The sequence below is a fragment of the Stenotrophomonas lacuserhaii genome, from assembly GCF_014836545.1.
Lineage (GTDB): Bacteria > Pseudomonadota > Gammaproteobacteria > Xanthomonadales > Xanthomonadaceae > Stenotrophomonas > Stenotrophomonas lacuserhaii.
The window spans coordinates 45,491-62,921 of record NZ_JACSQS010000013.1; the positions used below are offsets into that span (position 1 = coordinate 45,491).

Annotated in this window: 18 protein-coding genes and 1 tRNA gene; 3 read left to right on the forward strand and 16 right to left on the reverse strand. The window is 63.2% G+C overall.

Going from position 1 to position 17,431, the window contains the following annotated elements:
* Positions 1-345: 345 nt before the first annotated feature.
* The gene (locus H9654_RS12620; protein WP_191771117.1) at positions 346-891 is read right to left on the reverse strand and encodes a hypothetical protein; all 546 of its coding nucleotides are present in this window, start codon (positions 889-891) and stop codon (positions 346-348) included.
* Between the two features lie 153 nt (positions 892-1,044).
* Between H9654_RS12620 and H9654_RS12625 the strand changes: the two genes are divergently transcribed.
* Both H9654_RS12625 and H9654_RS12630 read left to right on the forward strand, forming a co-directional pair.
* Positions 1,045-2,007, forward strand: a complete 963-nt coding sequence (locus H9654_RS12625; protein ID WP_191771118.1) for a pyridoxal-phosphate dependent enzyme — start codon at positions 1,045-1,047, stop codon at positions 2,005-2,007.
* Positions 2,004-2,609, forward strand: coding sequence for a YdcF family protein (locus H9654_RS12630; protein ID WP_191771119.1), 606 nt, complete (start codon positions 2,004-2,006; stop codon positions 2,607-2,609). Before H9654_RS12625 ends, H9654_RS12630 begins: the two co-directional genes overlap by 4 nt.
* Before the next feature lie 127 nt (positions 2,610-2,736).
* Here H9654_RS12630 and bioC read toward each other — a convergent pair whose 3' ends face one another.
* Genes bioC through H9654_RS12650 form a run of 4 tightly spaced genes read right to left on the reverse strand, consistent with a single transcriptional unit; the run spans position 2,737 to position 6,507 of the window.
* A complete protein-coding gene (gene bioC, locus H9654_RS12635; RefSeq protein ID WP_191771120.1) occupies positions 2,737-3,633 on the reverse strand; it encodes a malonyl-ACP O-methyltransferase BioC in 897 nt (298 codons plus the stop codon).
* Between the two features lie 28 nt (positions 3,634-3,661).
* A complete protein-coding gene (locus H9654_RS12640; protein ID WP_191771121.1) occupies positions 3,662-4,444 on the reverse strand; it encodes an SDR family oxidoreductase in 783 nt (260 codons plus the stop codon).
* 39 nt (positions 4,445-4,483) lie between these two features.
* A complete protein-coding gene (bioH, locus tag H9654_RS12645; RefSeq protein ID WP_191771122.1) occupies positions 4,484-5,284 on the reverse strand; it encodes a pimeloyl-ACP methyl ester esterase BioH in 801 nt (266 codons plus the stop codon).
* A gap of 8 nt (positions 5,285-5,292) precedes the next feature.
* Positions 5,293-6,507: an aminotransferase class I/II-fold pyridoxal phosphate-dependent enzyme gene (locus H9654_RS12650; RefSeq protein ID WP_191771123.1), complete on the reverse strand. Its 1,215-nt coding sequence runs from the start codon at positions 6,505-6,507 to the stop codon at positions 5,293-5,295.
* 238 nt (positions 6,508-6,745) lie between these two features.
* On the opposite strand from H9654_RS12650, the gene H9654_RS12655 reads away from it, so the two are divergent.
* The gene (locus H9654_RS12655) at positions 6,746-7,450 is read left to right on the forward strand and encodes a ComF family protein (protein WP_225212044.1); all 705 of its coding nucleotides are present in this window, start codon (positions 6,746-6,748) and stop codon (positions 7,448-7,450) included.
* Between the two features lie 81 nt (positions 7,451-7,531).
* On the opposite strand, the gene H9654_RS12660 is transcribed toward H9654_RS12655, so the two are convergent.
* The 11 genes from H9654_RS12660 to H9654_RS12710 all read right to left on the reverse strand — a co-directional run bounded on the left by H9654_RS12660 (position 7,532) and on the right by H9654_RS12710 (position 17,190).
* A complete protein-coding gene (locus H9654_RS12660; RefSeq protein WP_042613224.1) occupies positions 7,532-7,981 on the reverse strand; it encodes a PA2169 family four-helix-bundle protein in 450 nt (149 codons plus the stop codon).
* A 178-nt stretch (positions 7,982-8,159) separates the two neighbouring features.
* A complete protein-coding gene (locus H9654_RS17950; RefSeq protein ID WP_343237805.1) occupies positions 8,160-8,381 on the reverse strand; it encodes a hypothetical protein in 222 nt (73 codons plus the stop codon).
* Between the two features lie 281 nt (positions 8,382-8,662).
* Positions 8,663-9,055 (reverse strand): hypothetical protein, encoded by a 393-nt coding sequence (locus H9654_RS12670; protein ID WP_101116297.1) that lies wholly within the window; start codon positions 9,053-9,055, stop codon positions 8,663-8,665.
* Positions 9,056-9,222: 167 nt separating this feature from the next.
* Positions 9,223-9,299: transfer RNA gene (locus H9654_RS12675), tRNA-Arg, on the reverse strand.
* Between the two features lie 68 nt (positions 9,300-9,367).
* Positions 9,368-10,282, reverse strand: a complete 915-nt coding sequence (locus H9654_RS12680; protein ID WP_191771125.1) for an alginate lyase family protein — start codon at positions 10,280-10,282, stop codon at positions 9,368-9,370.
* 173 nt (positions 10,283-10,455) lie between these two features.
* Complete coding sequence (locus H9654_RS12685) at positions 10,456-11,763, reverse strand: oligosaccharide flippase family protein (RefSeq protein WP_225212045.1); 1,308 nt, start codon at positions 11,761-11,763, stop codon at positions 10,456-10,458.
* On the reverse strand, positions 11,756-13,108 hold the full coding sequence (locus tag H9654_RS12690) for a TolB family protein (protein WP_191771127.1): 1,353 nt from the start codon (positions 13,106-13,108) through the stop codon (positions 11,756-11,758). Before H9654_RS12690 ends, H9654_RS12685 begins: the two co-directional genes overlap by 8 nt.
* A gap of 14 nt (positions 13,109-13,122) precedes the next feature.
* The gene (locus H9654_RS12695; RefSeq protein ID WP_191771128.1) at positions 13,123-13,911 is read right to left on the reverse strand and encodes a WecB/TagA/CpsF family glycosyltransferase; all 789 of its coding nucleotides are present in this window, start codon (positions 13,909-13,911) and stop codon (positions 13,123-13,125) included.
* Positions 13,908-15,122, reverse strand: coding sequence for an O-antigen ligase family protein (locus H9654_RS12700; RefSeq protein WP_191771129.1), 1,215 nt, complete (start codon positions 15,120-15,122; stop codon positions 13,908-13,910). The genes H9654_RS12695 and H9654_RS12700 overlap by 4 nt, the downstream gene beginning before the upstream one ends.
* Complete coding sequence (locus H9654_RS12705; protein ID WP_191771130.1) at positions 15,119-16,174, reverse strand: polysaccharide pyruvyl transferase family protein; 1,056 nt, start codon at positions 16,172-16,174, stop codon at positions 15,119-15,121. Before H9654_RS12705 ends, H9654_RS12700 begins: the two co-directional genes overlap by 4 nt.
* Before the next feature lie 20 nt (positions 16,175-16,194).
* The gene (locus H9654_RS12710) at positions 16,195-17,190 is read right to left on the reverse strand and encodes a glycosyltransferase family 2 protein (RefSeq protein ID WP_191771131.1); all 996 of its coding nucleotides are present in this window, start codon (positions 17,188-17,190) and stop codon (positions 16,195-16,197) included.
* Positions 17,191-17,431: the final 241 nt, after the last annotated feature.

Sequence of the window (17,431 nt, forward strand, 5' to 3'; positions counted from 1 at the left end):
GCCATTGGCGCTACGGACCGGAATTGGAACAGGGGCTGGTCCAGATGCACATTGGGGAAGCGTAGGGCCGGCAGTCGGGGGACTGTCCGGCCCTGTTTTTTCCGGAACACCGGAGCAAGGCCGTTTCACCTGCAACAGACGCTGAAACAACAAGGCCCCGCTTGCGCGGGGCCTTGTCTTTTTAGGTGCCGACATCCGACAGGGCCGGAACAGGGGGGATCCAGATGTTCCTGGCGGATATCGACGTAGATCGTATGACCGGCTGCGTCGACTTTGTCACTTTTGGACGCGGCGGGTCAATCCGGGCCTACTTTGAACCTTCCCGGCGGAAGGTTCAAGAGCCGATCACCGCTCCTGCTGTCGTTCTGTGGCGCGGTTCAAATTTCGCCACGGCGAACCACTGGGACGCGGTGCCGAGGCCGGGCGTGGCGGCGGTGACGGGCGTACCTGCTGCGGCTGGGGACGGCTCATGCCCTGGCCCTGCGGCGGACGCGACGGACGCGTGTTGGAATCCAGGTTGCGCCACGGCGATCCGCCGTTGTTGCCCGGCGGGCGGGTGTTCGGCGGACGCGGACGGTCGGGCGGCGGACGATTGCCCGGCGGACGGTGGCCATGGTGCGGCGGACGATAATTGGGGTAGGGGCGATAGACCGGGTACCCATAGCCATAGCCGCCACCGTAATAGCCACGACCGTAGTAGCCGCTGCCGTAACCATAGGGGCTGCCGCCGTAGCCGTAGGGATAACCCGCCGGGTAACGGTATTCCGTGGACGGGGAGCCATGGTAGTACCCACTGCCGCCGCCACCACCGCCACTGCCGACATAGTCATACGTGGCGCAGCCGGACAAGGCCAGCAACAGGCCTCCGGCAATGATCAAGCGCATCTTCATGGTACGGCCCCCCAAGGGTAAGGTCTCCAGCTTAGCCTTTCGCATTGAATCGCCGATAAATTCACCCGCGCAAGCATGAATGGTTGGCAATCGGCCCGATGGGGTCCGCGACAGGCGCTGCGAGCGGGTGGGGGCATACGTTAATCTTTGCAGATGAACGAGGCGCCACCACCCCCCGCCCACGCCGTACTTGAAGCCGCCGCGCGGATCGCCGCGCATGCGGCCGTGACGCCCGTGCTGCGCTCGCAGACGCTCGACGCGCTGGCCGGCGCGCAGTTGGCGTTCAAGGCCGAACACCTGCAGCGCAGCGGCGCGTTCAAGTTCCGTGGTGCCTGCAATGCGGTGTGGTCATTGCCGGCCGAGCAGGCGTCGGCCGGGGTGGTCACCCATTCGTCCGGCAACCACGGCGCCGCGCTGGCACTGGCCGCGCTCACCCGTGGCATTGCCTGCCACGTGGTGGTGCCCGAAGGCGCGGTGGCCGCCAAGCTGGCCAACATCGCCCGCCACGGCGCCACGCTGTGGCAGTGCGCGCCGACCATCGCCGCACGCGAAGCAATGTGCGCCCAGGTCCAGGCCGATACCGGCGCCACGCTGGTCCACCCGTATACCGACGCGGCGGTGATTGCCGGGCAGGGAACTGCCGCTCTGGAACTGCTGCAGGCCGAAGGGCCCTTTGACGTGCTGGTGGTACCGGTAGGTGGCGGTGGACTCGCCGCAGGCACGGCGCTGGCGCTGCAGCAGGTGTCCCCGCAGACCCGGCTGGTACTGGCCGAACCGGTCGGCGCTGCCGATACCGCGCGCTCGTTGCAGGCCGGTGAACGTCGCATCGACTTCGTGCCCGATACCGTCTGCGACGGACTGCGTGGCACGCTCGGCGCGCCCAACTTCCAGGTGCTGCAGGCGGCGTGCACGGAGGTGATCGTGGTCGACGATGCCGCCACCGTGGCCGCCATGCGCCTGCTGTGGCAGGTGCTCAAGCAGACCGTGGAACCGTCCTCGGCGATTGCCTTCGCTGCAGTACTGGCGCAGCCGCAACGCTTCGTCGGCCTGCGCGTGGGGCTGGTGCTGTCCGGCGGCAACGTGGACATCGACGCCTTGCCTTGGTCGGCCGCATGAGCCGCCACCGTGTCGGCCTGCTGGGCTGGATGTGGCGCCTGTTCGTGCTGGTGGTGGTGTGGCTGCTGGGCGTGACCGGCTGGATCATGTGGATCGGCGAGCGCGACCAGGCGGCCAAGGCCGATGCGATCATCGTGCTCGGTGCCGCCGCCTATGACGCCAAGCCATCGCCGGTGTTCCAAGAGCGCATCCGCCACGGGCTTGACCTGTACGAAGCCGGCTATGCGCCGCTGCTGATCTTCACTGGCGGCTATGGCGGCAGTGGTGCGCGCTTTTCCGAATCACAGGTGGCGCGGCGCTACGCGCTGAAGCAGGGCGTGCCGGCGAAGGCGATCCTGATCGAAACGCAGTCACGCAACACCGTGCAGAACCTGGTCGAAGCAAAGCGGCTGATGGACCAGCGCGGGCTGCACAGGGTGATCATCGTCAGCGATCCGCTGCACATGGCACGCGCGCTGCGGCTGAGCCGGGCGATGGGCATCGATGCGCTGGCCTCGTCCACGCCGAGCACGCGCTTCCGCAGCTTCCACACCAGTTGGCGCTTCCTGGCGCAGGAAATCTATTTCTTCCACCGCGACCTGTTCGTGCAGGCCACGCGGTAGCCCGCCGTGGTAGCGCCGAGCCATGCTCGGCGAGCGCGGAGCGCGGCCAGTATCCGCCGGCGCATTGTCCGGACGAAGAGCCGCCGAGCATGGCTCGGCGCTACCGCGAGCGCGGAGCGCGGCGGTTTCAACCCGGCCGGCGGCGGATCGGGATCGCCGACAGCGGCACCGCCGCGATGTCCTGGCCCTGTTCGCGGATCGGCGCGCCGGCCTGTGGCGCCCATGCGTGGGCATAGATGACATCCCAGCTGCTGGGCAGCTTGCCGTCGGCGCGCCGCATCGGTTCATACGCCGCCGCGGCCGCCTTGAAACGGCCCGGCCCGGTCAGTGCGCGCCGCCGATCAAGCCGCGCGTTGGTCGCGCCCAGCGCGCGCAGTTCGGCCATCAGCGCCGGCAGATCGTCGTAGGTCAGGGTGAACAGATCGCGGTCCAGCACCGGGTCGCGGAAGCCGGCCATCATCAACGCATCGCCGAACTGGGCGATGGGCGCGAAGCGGCTCACGTGCGGTTGCTCGTCGGCGACGTGGAAGGCTTCGGCCAGCTCGATCAGCGTCTCCGGCCCATAGGTGGAACACAGCAGCAGCCCGCCGGGTTTGAGCACGCGGCGGAAGCCGGCGAACACCGCCGGCAGGTCATCCACGTACTGCAGGCACAGATTGCTGAAGATCACATCCACGCTGTTGTCGGCCAGCGGCAACGCCGTCGCACTGGCGCACACCCGCTGGAAGGGCTTCCACCAGCCGGCCTGGCGCTTGGCCTGGGCGAGCATCGGTTCGGCCACGTCCAGTGCGATCACCTGCGCTTTCGGCCAGCGCTTCTTCATCAGCGCACTGGCATGCCCGGTGCCCGCACCGACATCCAGCACCACCTCCGGCACGCGGGCTTCCAGGTACTCCAGCGATTCCATCAGGCGCTGCTGCACCTCGCGCTGCAGCGCGGCGGCGGCATCGTAGGTGGTGGCAGCGCGGGAGAATGCGCGGCGCACGTGGCGGGGATCGGGGCGGGGGTCGGTGCGCTGGTTCATGCGGGTCTCGGTGGAGCAGGGTGCGGCGTCAGAACGTGCCCGGGTAGGCGCCGCCGTCGATGAGCAGGTTCTGTCCGGTCAGGTAGCCGGCCTGTGCACTGCACAGGAACGCGCAGGCTGCGCCGAACTCATCCGGCTGGCCAAAGCGCCCGGCGGGGATGTGGCGGCGTTTCTGCTCGGCGATGGTCTCCGCATCGGCATTCTGCTGCCTAGCCATGAAGGCGAAGTTGCCGCGCAGGCGGTCGGTGTCGAACTGGCCCGGCAGCAGATTGTTGATGGTGACATTGGCCGATACCGTGCGCCGCGCCAGCCCGGCGACGAAGCCGGTCAGCCCGGAACGCGCACCGTTCGACAAGGCCAGGATGTCGATCGGCGCCTTCACCGACGAAGAGGTGATGTTGACGATGCGGCCGAAACCGCGCGCGATCATGCCATCCACCGTGGCGCGGATCAGGGCGATCGGCGCGAGCATGTTGGCATCCAGCGCGGCGATCCAGTCCTCGCGTTCGAACTGGCGGAAGTCACCGGCCGGTGGTCCGCCGGCGTTGGTGACCAGGATGTCCACCTGCGGACAGGCGGCCAGCGCGATGGCGCGGCCGGCTTCGGTGGTGACATCGGCGGCCACCGCAACCACCTGGCCGGCACCGGGGAGGGCGCGCAGGGCATTGGCAGCCTGCTGCAGGGCCTGCTCGCCACGGGCGACGATGACCACGTTCACGCCCTCCGCCGCCAGCGCACGCGCGCAGCCCAGGCCGAGGCCCTTGCTTGCGCCGCACACCAAAGCCCAACGGCCGGCGATTCCCAGATCCATGTCAGTCCACCTTCTGTTGCGGACGGCGGTTGGCCGTCACTACTGCATTGTGGGTTGACGGCCAGCGGCCGTCACTACCTGCGCCGTGATGAAGTGTTGCAGCTGCGCGGCAACCTCGTCGGCCTGCCCGAGGAACGGCGCATGGCCACCGTGGGCGATGGTCTGCGCCTTCGCTGCACCGGCCGGGCACACTGCGGCGGCGGCATGCGCTGCGGCCGGTGGCACCAGTCGGTCGCGGTGGCCGGGCAACCACAGGCTCGGCGTGCGCAGCGACGGCAACACACCGCGCAGGTCGGCCGACTGCAGCAGCCGCGCGCCTGCTTCCAGCACGCGCGGGGCCGGTGCACCCGCGTCCACCAGGCGCTGGCGCAGGCCACGCAGGTCGGCGCGTGCCGGGTCTGTGTTCATCAGGTCCAGTGCGAGGAAGCGATCCACCGTGGCCGGGAAATCGTCGGCCAAGTCATTCGCGAACTGCGCGAACACCGGTGCCGGCACCGCATGCGGCCATCTTTCCTCACGCACGAAGCGTGGCGAGGAGGCCAGCATCACCAGCCCCTGCACCTGCGGCCGGGTCGCGGCGGCATGCAGCGCGAACAGGCCGCCCAGCGACCACCCGCACCACACCGCCGGCGGCGTGGCCGCGGCAATGGCAGCCACCACGGATTCGCATTCCAGCGGCGTGGCATCTTCGCGGCTGCGGCCATGTCCGGGCAGGTCCACCACGTGCAGGGTGAGCTGACCGGAAAGGCGTTCCACCAGCGGCGCAAAGACGTCGCCCTGCAGGGCCCAGCCATGGATCAGGACCAGCGCCGGGCCGCTGCCGCTGACGGCGATATGCATGCGCAGGGTCAGGCCAGCGCGGCGGCCGGCAGCAGCGTGCCGGCGAGCAGGCCGTCGCGTGCGCGCGCGATCGCATCCACCAGGGCCTGCACCTGCGCAGGCACGTGCAGCGCCGACAGGCTGACGCGCAGGCGCGCCGCGCCATCGCCGGTAAGGCTGGCCGGCACCGTGCCGACCCACATGCCGGCCTGCTGCAGGTTCTGCGCCAGCGCGATGGCCTGTTGATCGGTGGCGAAGGACAGCGACTGGATCGGCGTTTCGGCAGCCATCAGGCCCAGGCCGTGGCCACGCGCGGCGCGGCGGAACACGCCGACCAGTTCAACCAGTTTTTCGCGGCGCCAGTCATCGCGGCGCGCCAGCCGCATTGCTTCCAGCGATGCGGCGGTCAATGCGGGCGAGAGGGCAGGGGAATACAGATAGGGCCGCGCGGTGGCGGCCAGATGCTCCAGCAGTGCGGCGTCACCGACCACCAGCGCACCGGAGCCACCGAGTGCGGCATCCAGCGCGAATACCTGCAGCGGGACATCGGCGGTGCCCAGCCCGGCGGCCGACACGCTGCCACGGCCGCCCTCGCCGAGCACGCCGATGCCATGCGTATCGTCCACGCACAGCAGCGCCTCCTGCATGCGCGCAACCAGCGTCAACGAGCGCAGCGGCGCACTATCGCCATCGATGCAGAACACCGCATCGGTAGCCAGCATCGCCGCGCCTTCGGCGGCGTGCTTGAGCTGGCGCATCGCGCCTTCGGCATCCAGGTGCGGGTAACGGCGCAGGCGCGCACCGGCCAGCGCGGTGGCATCGAGCAGGCTGGGATGGTTGAGCTGGTCCTGCGCGCAGACATCGCCGTCTTCGCACAGCAGCACCTGCTGCACGGCCAGGTTGGCCAGGTAGGCACTGCTGAACAACAGGGCACGCGGATGGCCCAGCCACTCAGCGGCCTCGATTTCCAGCGCCTGGTGCAGCGCATGGCGGCCACCGGCGGCTGGCGCGGCGCCGCCGTTGACGCCTTCGCGCGCGACTGCATCCTGCAGCGCATTGACCACGCCGAACTGCTGCGCCAGGCCGAGGTAGTCGCTGCCGCGGAAGCTGGTCAGCGCATGGCCATCGACCTCGACGCGGACGCCATCGCGACGGCCCACGGCCTGCACCGGCGCGCCCGAATGCAGGCTGTCCACGCTGGCGCGCAGGGTCTGGATTCGCTCGAACAGATCAGGACGGGCCATCGGGGCGCACTACGGATGAACGGGCCGATAGCGTAACAAACCCACCGCCAGCCGGGCCGTGAGGCCCCCCCACCGCCGGTCGGTAGTGACGACCGCTGGTCGTCAATGCATCCGGGTAGTGACGGCCGCTGGCCGTCAGAACCGTTCGGTGGGTGACGACCGCTGGTCGTCACAGGCGGGGCATAGCCCCGCTGCACTCCGCGCCCTCTCCCGATACCAGACACCCCCCACCAACCGCATGCTCATCCCCACCATGCCGCTGCCCACCACCCTCCGCACCCTCGCCAATTCCCTGCTGGGCAGCCTGCTCCCCCCGGTCTGCCAGATCTGCGCCGACCCAGGCGAACGCGGCCACGAACTCTGCGGTGCCTGCAGCCTGACCCTCCCCTGGCACAGCGACGGTTGCGCGCGCTGCGCACTTCCGTTGCACGAAGACGCGGACGAACTCTGCTTCCACTGCGAAGAATCCGCGCCACCGCTGGATGCCTGCTGGGCCAGCCTGCGCTACGAGGATCCGATATCCGGCCTGCTGATCCGCTACAAATTCCATTCCGACCTGGCCGCAGGGCGATTGATGGCGCAGTTGATGGCCCTCAATCCACCGCCGTGGCCGCTGGCGCCACTGGTGGCCGTGCCGCTCCATCCCCGCCGCCTGCGGCAACGCGGCTACGACCAAGCTGCAGAGTTGGCCCGCCTGATCGGCGCACCGCGCTGGAAAGGACTCCGCCGGATCCGCGCCACTGCGCCGCAGTCCGAGCGCAACGCCGATGCGCGCCGGCACAACCTGGACGGTGCCTTCGCAGTAGTGGGGGAGGTGCCGGAGGCGGTGGTGCTGGTGGACGACGTGATGACCACGGGCAGCACGCTGCATGCGTGTGCGGAGACGTTGCGGAAAGCAGGGTGCAAAGAGGTGAACGCGTGGGTTTGTGCGCGGGTGCCGTGATGGGGCATCACTTCATGGCGCCCACGAAAAAGCCGACGCTGCCAGGCAGCGTCGGCTTTCAGAAAGATGCAGCGTGAGGTCTTACGACTTCATTGCGTGCTTACGGGCGCGCATGACCGCATGGGTCTCCTGCACTTCCGGCAGCAGGCGGGTGACTTCGGTGCGCACCGGGGCCGGCACGTCGTTGTCGGTCAGCACGTCCTTGAAGGCCTTCAGCAGGCGATCTTCGGATTCTTCCAGCTCGGCAACGTAGCCGTACTCGGTGTCGCCCAGAGTGGCGCGGATGTTGCCGTACATCTTCTGCACCGAACCGACGAAGGTGCCGTGTTCCGCCGGCTCACCGCCGGTGGCGGCAACGGTCGCGCTCAGCGAGGTGACGATGTCGGCCTTGCTGCCGGCGATGCGGGTAAACAGGGCGGCAAGTTCGGCGTCCTTCACCTTGGTGGCGGCTTCGCTGTAGAACTTCTGACCATCACGGGCGATCTCGATCAGGTCATTGAGGCTGTGTTCGATCTTGGACTGGGTGCTCATGGATAGTGCTCCGTGTGAGTGGTCGAATGGAACGGCGGGAGTGATGCCGTGCCGTTGGAGACCACCTTGGACAGGAGCGAGTCCACTGCAGGTGAGCACCGTTTGATGCGCCCGTCATGTGGCCCAACGGCGGCTGACGCTGCCGGTATGAAGCCCTTGAATGGCCACTTGGGCGGGCTCAGGCGGAGGCCTCTACCCGCAGCTGGATTCGCAGTGCACGCATGACGCCCAGCACGCTGTCGAAGTACAACGGACGCGTGCCATTCAACTGCCGTCGCATGGACTCGCTGCTGAGGCCGCACTGCTGCGCGACATGACTCATGCCGTGCAATTCGGCTGGCCGGCGGATCAGGGATCCCCACGCATCGCCCACCGTATGACGGTGCACGATGCAGTGCATTCTCCGCCGTGCCCAAAGGGCAAAACAGAGCCAAAAAACACCCACAGACAGGATGCCAATCCCGGTTGGCGCTTTTCCTCGCCAGCAGGTTCATCCCATCAGTCGGGCGCCTTTGCGTACATGGGCAAAGTTGCAGTTGTGGGTCCGGCATAGGGCCGGCACGTCGCATGGACGGCGGCGCAGGGCATCAGTCAAAGGCGACGTGCCCAAGGAGGGGGCTGTAATGCGGAATGCGCCGCCGGTTCAAGGCAAGCCCCCGCATGACGCGGGGGCCGCCGGGCTCAATCGCGGTCGAGCTTGAGCTCGAGACCATCTGCCGTGTTGCGGACGACGATCACATCGAAATCGCGGTTGCCATTGACGGCCTTGATCTCGACTTCGTCGGTGTCGTCGGTCTTGATGCTGTAGACGCCCGCACCGAACTCCTTGGAGAGTGCATTGGAGATCAGCACCGCGGCCGCTTCGTGATTGGTGGCGGCCGGGATGGCGATGGCGACATTGGTGGCTTCACCTGCTTGCGGCGTCACCGCGAGGGTGATCTCGCCATCGATCTTGGATCGGCCCTTCAGTTCGACGTTCCACTTGTTCGACGGCGCAGCGAATGCGGGGACCGCCATGGCGAAGGCGACAGCTACGGCCAGGGACCGGGCAAGCGGGGTACGCAGGATGTTCATCGATGCCACTCCTCTGCAGGCGGGCAGGTGCCCGTGGGAGGCCGATGCTGTCGCAGGGGAGTTGGAGGGGGTGTGAAGCGTGGCTGCCGTGGCTGAACACGCCTTCAGGGGGCCTGCTCGCGGCGTCGGGGCCGTGGGCCTGGGACGCGGGGGGTGAAGCGAAGAGATGGTGCGCCCGGAGGGATTCGAACCCCCGACCAATGGCTTCGGAAGCCACTACTCTATCCGGCTGAGCTACGAGCGCGTTTCAAGGCGCGCAGTATATAGGAATTTCTGCGGGTGGGCGGTGGTCCTGTCAGCTTCCTGTCGGATTCATGGCATCGCAGTCCATATGCTGCGGGCCTTGGAGACCACACGCCCGAACCTTTGGACATCGCCACCGAGGAAAAAGAAGCCTTTGGCTTCCTCCGGCAAGGTCTTCACGAAATAGTCGTGGCTTACACCGCTCTCCGGAACGAAGTTCGCCACCACGCGCAGGCCTCTGATTGCGTCGCTGGGAAGCTGATCCCCGGACTTTCTACCGATTTCACCGCCGTCAGGGCGAGACATGTCAGCGAGCGTCGTTTCAACCAGCCGCCGCAGCGCGGGTGTCTGCGCCGGGCTCCCGGCGATCTCCGCCATCGCTGCCAACGGAATAGCCGCGAACAGGTGGTAATGGAGAGCTCGCTTTCCACGTGCGAGCTCAGCCTGCAGGTGACCCTCTGCTCCGATCCCCTTGATGCCCCGATCAAGAATTGACTCGCCCAGCCTAACGCGCGCTCGGTCCTGAAGAAGGACGCCACCAAGCATCATCGAAAGCCCGTGCCAGTAGAGGTGGTTGTCAACAGGTTGCGACTCGTAGAATGCATCGGAGGCTCGCAGCGTGTCGCTGAGCCACTGACGCGTGGCCGCAGAAATAGCGCCGTCTAGGTCGACATCATCCAAGGCCAGCACCGACGTCGTGATGGCGACCATCAACCAGTCTCGGTAATAGTAGTCTTCTTTAGTCGTGGTACCCGTCAAGAACTTTTTCTGCGCCATCTGGTCCAGAAGCCGGCTAATACAATGAGCGATGCCTCCCCGACGATCGCGGGGTGCACGCCCGTAGCTATCTGCCAGACGGTTAAGTTGCATCACCGGCCTGTTCAGAATATCCCGTACGGGCTTCTGTTGTTCGACCTTGGCCGCGTCCAGCGTCGAGAAGGTTGAGTCGGCCGACGGGCCCTTGTAACGCGTGACGATGCCCATTTCCGAGGACATTGCCGGGACGGGAGGACATTCGTTAGAGCGGGGGGCTGCCAATACGGTTGCCGGCACTGAAATCGATGCAATGAGAGCGCCTAGTATGGTGGTTCTTAGGTACGAACTGAAACCCATGCGAGTACTTTCCTCAGTCTGGTCGCTAGCCTGCGAAATGGTTGTCAACGCTTGATTCGAGACGTAATTTTGCCGACAAGCGTCCCCAAGCCCGAGAGATCACTTCGGCCGATAACGAGGAACCGATTCATCGGTATACCGAACTTGACCTTGTACAAGACCAGGAAAGAACCCGTAAGGACAAGGTTTGACAGAAGCATAGAGAGAGCAGCGCCCTCGAGTCCGTAGGCACGAGTCAATGGCAGCGCCGTCAGAATATTGAGCGAAACTCCCGGGAGCATCAGCAGCAATACACGAGCCGGGGACAGCACCACGGACAGGCTCGGAAAGAGGATTGTCCATGGAGCGCCAATCAACGTCGTTCCGACCAGAAGAGGGAACAGCCAGCCATCGACGGCGAAGCGGCCACCAAGCAGAAGCGGTACGGAGATGCTGGAACTCGCAACCATGGCTACCGAAATCAAGGTGAACAGCACCATGGCAACGCGTGACATTGCCGCACTACCTTCCACCGCATCGTTCACACTTCTTGCACGGACACTGTACGAGAACGCCACTACCGCGATTGCCATGCCAACTTCGGTGATGATCTCGGTCAACCGCTGCAGCGAGAAGAACAGCCCTGCTGCGGCCTCTGGCTCTACATGGCTCACAACCAGAAATGACACGCGTTTTGCTGCATTCATCAACAGCACCGCCAGCATGAACACGAATCCCCGGGCGATCAGTCTCCGCGTCAGGGCCAGCGTATTCGCCGAGGGGCGGAAAATGAAGCGGTATTGCCTTGCAAACAGATAGAGCGCGGCGACCAGCTGCGACAGGGCCAGAACCCACATCGCGGACATAAGGGTGAAGCTTCCGGGGATCGCAAGGAGCAGAACCGTGCACGGCAGGAGCACGAAGCGGGAGATCAGCTCCGAGGTGTTAAACAACCTGATGTCGCCCTCTCCCAAGAGGGTGCCTTGCATCATCCTCAAGTAGAGCATCGCCGCCAGCAATAGCGAGAACGGGGGCGCAAGCGCAGCGATATCGATGCTCAATGACGAGAGGTGAAGGGTTATATAGGAAATAGGGACGCCGACAGCGGCAAGCACACACCAGACCAGGAAGCTTGCCCTCGTGTAGGACGCAGCGCGGTCAGGTTCTTGACCGACGAACACCGCCAACGAGTTGCGTATGCCCAGGTCGAGCATTGTGGAAAATATCAGAGTCGTTGAAAAAACGAAGCCGTAAATAGCCATCTCTGCGAGAGAGAGCTGGCGCGCCACGATCAGGAATACCAGCAGATTCACTGATTTTCCGCCGAAGCGGGCCACGACGGTCGCAAGTGTGTCAAGAAGCCTTTTAGCCATTGCTCGGAAGGCCTCGTGTGTCGCCGATCATTACCTGTCGATAGCCATTTACAGTGCCATTGAAAGCGAAGCGCTTGCCATCAGGCGCCCATACCGGGTGGGGATCGATTCGACGGGGACCGAGCAGATCCTTTGTATGTACCCAGGTTACGTGTCGTTCCTCATTCTTCTCCAAGTCGATGAGCCGCAAAGGAACGTCGTTCCGCTCGTTCTTGAAGCCTTCAACCGTATAAGAGTCTGTCAGGAGGTAGCGCCCGCTGCAGTCAATGCTAGGGTGGCCGCTGCCCTTATGGCCCGGGGCAACGATGCTGAGCTCACTGCCGTCGCTGCGAAACTGCACGAACGCCATTTGCTCGCCTTTGGGGCGTAGGTTCATGAGAATATGTTCGCCGTCTGGGGTCCAGTTTGGATGATGCCCGCCGACGCGCCAGAGCCTATCCGGCATGGCAAGCCGGACATCAGAGCCATCCAGTCTCATCGTAATCAGCTGCACGGGCGTTCCTGCACGGAGCGGGACGCCCGTACTGAAAATCACGGCGAAGAGACGGTCGTTGCTCGGGTTGACCTTGACATTGAAGACATAATAGCTGCCGCCGGCGAGCTCGCTCTGGTCACCTAAAGCCAAAACAATGTCGTGCAAGCTGATCAACAGTGCCTTCCTGCCCGTCGCAAGATCGGTTCGCCAGATTCCCTCGGTGCGGCTCGCTTTCTCGCGCTGCCTTGGCTTGTTAAGGAGCGGATCTGCTACGCCATACCCAGGAATGATAGCGTTTACGTACTCGATGTTCGGTGCATACGAATATCGAGCATCCGGTGACATGCCATAGACCGGTCCATCCAAGACCTGATCAAGACCTGCGTTGCGCGAGAGACGAACCCCGGTCGCGCGACCATTGATAACGTCATTGCAGAAAAGCAAATCGTCGGTTTGCCCCCAGTGGACATTGGCCCCAAGCTGCGCGCCCCAGCCTGCGGTCTCATGGATGACATCACAACGCCCCTCATCCAGGTCGATTACGCAAACGCGCGCGCGGTCGCCCGGAATAGGAATACGGTTTATAAAGGGGACCTGCGTAACGGCAAGATAGCGCCCGCTGGGGGAGAACGGATTCACATCGAAAAAGGTCGTCATGTAGTGGCCGTCGGGCGGCGTCACGACATGCACCGGGATAAGGTCCTCAGCGAGCCTGTAGGCGCGCGCCGGACTCTCCCGAGTCGCTGCCGGGTCGGGCCAGATGTTCGTAGGCCCACGCATATGAGCGAGCACGTTTCGAATAATATCGGGCGACTCGCGTACTGAGCGTTTGAGAAACTTAAGGTTGTTGATGAGTATCTGAGTGTTCATCTTGCATGGTCCCTTTAGCCCGCGCGATCGCGCTGGAGGCGAAGCGCTTCGCGGATGAAAATGCCAGGGAAGATGAATGCATCCCGTGCATAGCGACGGAACAGGCGACGTGGGTCAGAGCTGAGGCGATAAAGCCATTCCAGTCCGATCGCCCCCATCCAACGTGGAGCGCGCTTCACGCTCCCCGCCATGAAATCAACCGTCGCGCCCGCGCATATCGCGATGCCAGCAGGCAGCAGATGCCGATTACGGAATACCCACTTCTCCTGCTTTGGTGAGCCGAGGCCAAGGATGATGAAGTTGGCCGCCGATGCTCGAATCATGTCAATGATCGCGGACGACTCGGATTCGTCGGCCTCAAAGCCAAGCGGGGGGCTATAGCTACCTGCCGCCCGTAGCGAGGGATAGCTCCTCGAAACGTTGTCTATCGCACGATGCGGCACGTCCCCCATTCCTCCAAGCACAAACACCGATAAAGGAAGTCGATTCTGCTCGGCATGTTCCAGAACCGCCGGCACTAGATCACTTCCGGCGACCCGCTCGGGAACCGGACGACGAAGAAGTCGCGACGCCGCGTACACGGGCCAGCCGTCGGCGAGGACGTAGGAGGCTTGTCGATAAACCTCGGCGAACTCCGTATCCGAATCCAACATGACAATGTGGTCAACGTTCGGGGTCACCACATAGTGAAATCGGTCTGCCCGAACAGCGGCGTTTGTGACCTGAGCGGCCGCTTCGCGCAGCGTGAGCGGATCTATGTGGACCCCGAAGAGCCTGACGGGGGCAGGAAAATTAGTAGTCATTTGCTTTTATTCCGTGTCTGGATGGCAATCGACGTCATCAACAAGACGAGGCAATACAGGGTCACGGGTTTCGATGCGTAGTTGGCGCCAGTAAGGCTCCCAAGGACCATGGTAAGCACGAAAAAGAACGTGTATGAGTAACGTTGGTCCGGATTTCTAGCGCCCGCGACCCATATGTGGCTGAGTGCGAGTAGAACCACCAGTCCGAAGCCGAGGTAGCCGTTCTCGAAGAAGGCCTGGATGAAACTGTTATGTGGATGCGGGGGGCGATAGACGCCGGGCCAGAGGTGATCAAAAGCTGGTTGATCGAATGAGGCAAAGCCGTGGCCTTTGAGGGGAGTCAGCGCCGCTTCCCCTATGCTGCGGAGCCATATGGTCGTGCGCCCGGTGAGGCTTGTATCGACGCCCGCACCGGCCAATGTGGATTCCAAACTTGACTGGATGGTGATAGCAACTACAACAACAGCCAGCGTGCAGATGCCGGCCATCCACCGCATCCATCGCCCCATAGCAAATGCGATGGTCAACGCAAGCGCAACTACTACAAAAAAGGAGTAGAGCCGGGCGTAAGCCAGTATGAATGCCGCGAAGATCAGGGGAAGGCATAAGTAGAGCCACCACCTCTGGGGAAAAATGCGCCTGAGGTCGCCGTTGAGTGCAGCAAGCACTACAAGTCCCAGCGCGAGACCCATGTAAAGGCCGAGCCGCAACTGGTGTTCGAAAACGCCCCGTAGTTCGGGTCGCTCGCCGGAGGTGAACGGTTGGAAAGCGAGCGCCCGGTCAGCTGGGATGACTGCAAGCGAAAGTACTGCGGCAATGCACGCAAGCACCACAATGGAGCGTACGACTCGTTCGATTGGCGCTGAAGCGAGAAAGACACTGGCTGCATAGATCACGATGAGCAGTACACACTGGTAGAGCGTGTCCATGGCCGAAGGAGCCCACAACGTGCTTGCTGCAATCAGCCCGAGGTAAACCAGCAAGATCCGATTTGAGGAGCGAATGGTCGGAAAAGGAAGGCGCCAAGCATTCTTGTAGGCCAGCAATCCTATAGAAAGCAACATGGAAGTGACCATCACCAGGTTGCCGATCTTCAGGCTTCCCAGCCGAGGAAGATTCAGATCCAGGCAAAGGGCGCCGAAGACGAAAAGCAGGACGGAAATCCGTGGAACCTGCACTGCGGTCCTGTCCGATAAGGGCATGGATTTCATCGCGCGGAAAGTAATTGATCAAAGAATGCGTTCAGTTGCTCGCACTGTTGATATGCGGTGTCACGACGCATCGGTGCACAGCCAGAGGGAGTGGGTGCGTTGAAGTCGATGATATTTCCCGATAGCCCCAGGTCGGTAAAAAGCGCCGAGATCTTTCTTTGTTTACCTTGTGGGATGAGTGCGACGGGCACCGATCCCGCGTGAGCGGCTACCAATAATGCATGCAATCGATTGGAGTACAGGGATTCCACCCGGGAGTAGATCGCTGAAGCGTCATCCATGCTTTGATGGCAGTCGACGAAAATTATGCGATCCGGTCCGTAAGAGGCGGACAGCTTCTCGTAAAGGCTGAACATCGCCGCGTTGTCGCGGCCGACTTGGGACACGATGGCGTGGATCGAGCCGGCTGGGCTGGCGTCGATAAGGTCCATGGCCATTGCAGATAAGCGTTCCATGTCGAGTCCGCGATCTGCGCGGAAACTATAAGCCGTGGCGATGTCCCTTGGTCCGATAATCTGCGCGGGCTCATCGTATAGGTTGAAAGAAAGGTCAGGCGCGATGCCATCCACCCGGATTCCCTCACTTTCAAGGTAGCGGGCGCTTTCTTTGTCCCGCACCGAGAATGAATGGCAGATAGCACGGCGGAAACGGGTAACAAGCAGCTCGCGACGCGTCATTGGCTCGAACGAAACGCCTGCCAGGCATACTTTGACGCCGACCATTTTCAGGCCGAATAGGATCAGGTTATAGACGATTGATGAGATGAAAGCCCGACTGCTGTCACCCACGCCCCCCCCCAGCCCGCCCGGATTGAGGAAGAAGTAGCATCTCTGGCCGGAAAGGGCGGCAGCCGCCATGGCAAGCATCATTCTGCCGCGGGGGCCATGAACCAGCCGCGTGTTTGCGATCCCCTCCACGCCCATCGTTGCGTGGAAGCTTTCGGGAGACCTGCTCAGATCGATGGACAGTGGGATCCGTGCGGCAATCAGCCTGGCCAGCTCGCGATTTATGAGCGCATCGCCGAGGTTGTCGAACTGCGTCTTCACGCTCATGAAGCCGATACTCTTGTGCGTCACGACATGCCCTCGGCTCGGACTGCCATATGCTTGAGCCGCTCAATGTAGTCGTAGCTAGCCGTACCATTATCTCTTGGGCCACGGGTGGCGAAAATAAGTGCCGTCTGCTTGAAGAGGGGTTCGGGAGCCAGTGTGCGGTAGATGCTTTTAAGGACGGTCTTTGGTTCAACTGCGCGCGCGTTTCGGAGGATCATCGAAAGGGCCGCGATTCTGCTGCGCTTCGCGACTTCATGTGAGAGGGCGTAGAGCACGAAGCCTGAGCGGGCCTTGGGAGTGAGCGGGCATTCCGGAGAGTCCAGCCAAGACGCGATGCTATGTTCGGCCCCCGCGCTGGAAATGCGGGCGCCTTGTTCGTCATCAAAAAGTACAGCCAGTGGCTCACGTAAAAAGGTCATTTTTCTGGCGAGTCTGCAGCAGCGAATGAAGAAGTCAGGGTCCTGAACCTTGCGCAGATTCTCGTTCCAGCGCGCAGCACGGAAAAGATCCCGGCTGACCACGATACTTGAAGACTGTATGCGCTGATCTCTAACGAAGTAGAACTCGCTTATTTCTTCATCAGCGTCAGGGGCGCGTGTCGGTCTCAGCTGCAGCCGTTCGTCGCCACGATATACTAGTAGCGGCGATGCCAGTAAATCGGCGCCCGTGTTCTCAACGGTAGCAGCGATGCTTCGCAACTTGTCGGGGAGAAAAAGATCATCGCTGTCCAGGTAAGCAATGTAGGGGGCGCGGGCCGCATCGCTACCCGCATTTCGTGCGGCGCATGCCCCGGCAGCACCTTCGGGCAGGCGCAGTAGAGTGATGTCAAGGTCGTTGAAAAGCTCAACCACCAAGCCAATGTCTTCGGTAGACCCATCGTCAACCACAACAACTTCGAAATCCTGTAATGACTGCTCGCGCAGTGAAAGCAGGCTTCGATAGAGGAGTCGCGAGCGGTTCTTGACCGGGATTACGACTGAAAAGGTGGGGATGGGCGCGGAGGTCATCGAGGGCATCTGTCCTTGCTGAACGAATAGTTGGTGCGAGTCCTGAAAGCGGCGTCGACGATCAGGCCGGTTGTCAGAACGTGCCCTTAACCAGCGGCAAAAATGAGGGCGCAACATGCGGATCCGTTCGCCGGGCGCTTGTTGTGGTGGTATGCATTTTGCGGTCGCCCTTGCGTGCGGATGTTTGATCCCATGGCCAGGACACTTTCCCGGCCTGAGAGCCCGCTTCAACAGTGGGAATCACGGCGTT

What these genes read in the sequence shown, in the direction of transcription:
- H9654_RS12685 (WP_225212045.1), bottom strand. Translation starts at nt 11,763, where the DNA reads ATGGCTAAAAGGCTTCTTGACACACTTGCGACCGTCGTGGCCCGCTTC.
- H9654_RS12650 (WP_191771123.1), bottom strand. Translation starts at nt 6,507, where the DNA reads ATGGCCCGTCCTGATCTGTTCGAGCGAATCCAGACCCTGCGCGCCAGC.
- bioC (WP_191771120.1), bottom strand. Translation starts at nt 3,633, where the DNA reads ATGAACCAGCGCACCGACCCCCGCCCCGATCCCCGCCACGTGCGCCGC.
- H9654_RS12640 (WP_191771121.1), bottom strand. Translation starts at nt 4,444, where the DNA reads ATGGATCTGGGAATCGCCGGCCGTTGGGCTTTGGTGTGCGGCGCAAGC.
- H9654_RS17950 (WP_343237805.1), bottom strand. Translation starts at nt 8,381, where the DNA reads ATGCACTGCATCGTGCACCGTCATACGGTGGGCGATGCGTGGGGATCC.
- H9654_RS12620 (WP_191771117.1), bottom strand. Translation starts at nt 891, where the DNA reads ATGAAGATGCGCTTGATCATTGCCGGAGGCCTGTTGCTGGCCTTGTCC.
- H9654_RS12700 (WP_191771129.1), bottom strand. Translation starts at nt 15,122, where the DNA reads ATGAAATCCATGCCCTTATCGGACAGGACCGCAGTGCAGGTTCCACGG.
- H9654_RS12680 (WP_191771125.1), bottom strand. Translation starts at nt 10,282, where the DNA reads ATGGGCATCGTCACGCGTTACAAGGGCCCGTCGGCCGACTCAACCTTC.
- H9654_RS12705 (WP_191771130.1), bottom strand. Translation starts at nt 16,174, where the DNA reads ATGAGCGTGAAGACGCAGTTCGACAACCTCGGCGATGCGCTCATAAAT.
- H9654_RS12630 (WP_191771119.1), top strand. Translation starts at nt 2,004, where the DNA reads ATGAGCCGCCACCGTGTCGGCCTGCTGGGCTGGATGTGGCGCCTGTTC.
- H9654_RS12695 (WP_191771128.1), bottom strand. Translation starts at nt 13,911, where the DNA reads ATGACTACTAATTTTCCTGCCCCCGTCAGGCTCTTCGGGGTCCACATA.
- H9654_RS12690 (WP_191771127.1), bottom strand. Translation starts at nt 13,108, where the DNA reads ATGAACACTCAGATACTCATCAACAACCTTAAGTTTCTCAAACGCTCA.
- H9654_RS12710 (WP_191771131.1), bottom strand. Translation starts at nt 17,190, where the DNA reads ATGCCCTCGATGACCTCCGCGCCCATCCCCACCTTTTCAGTCGTAATC.
- H9654_RS12655 (WP_225212044.1), top strand. Translation starts at nt 6,746, where the DNA reads ATGCTCATCCCCACCATGCCGCTGCCCACCACCCTCCGCACCCTCGCC.
- H9654_RS12625 (WP_191771118.1), top strand. Translation starts at nt 1,045, where the DNA reads ATGAACGAGGCGCCACCACCCCCCGCCCACGCCGTACTTGAAGCCGCC.
- H9654_RS12670 (WP_101116297.1), bottom strand. Translation starts at nt 9,055, where the DNA reads ATGAACATCCTGCGTACCCCGCTTGCCCGGTCCCTGGCCGTAGCTGTC.
- H9654_RS12660 (WP_042613224.1), bottom strand. Translation starts at nt 7,981, where the DNA reads ATGAGCACCCAGTCCAAGATCGAACACAGCCTCAATGACCTGATCGAG.
- bioH (WP_191771122.1), bottom strand. Translation starts at nt 5,284, where the DNA reads ATGCATATCGCCGTCAGCGGCAGCGGCCCGGCGCTGGTCCTGATCCAT.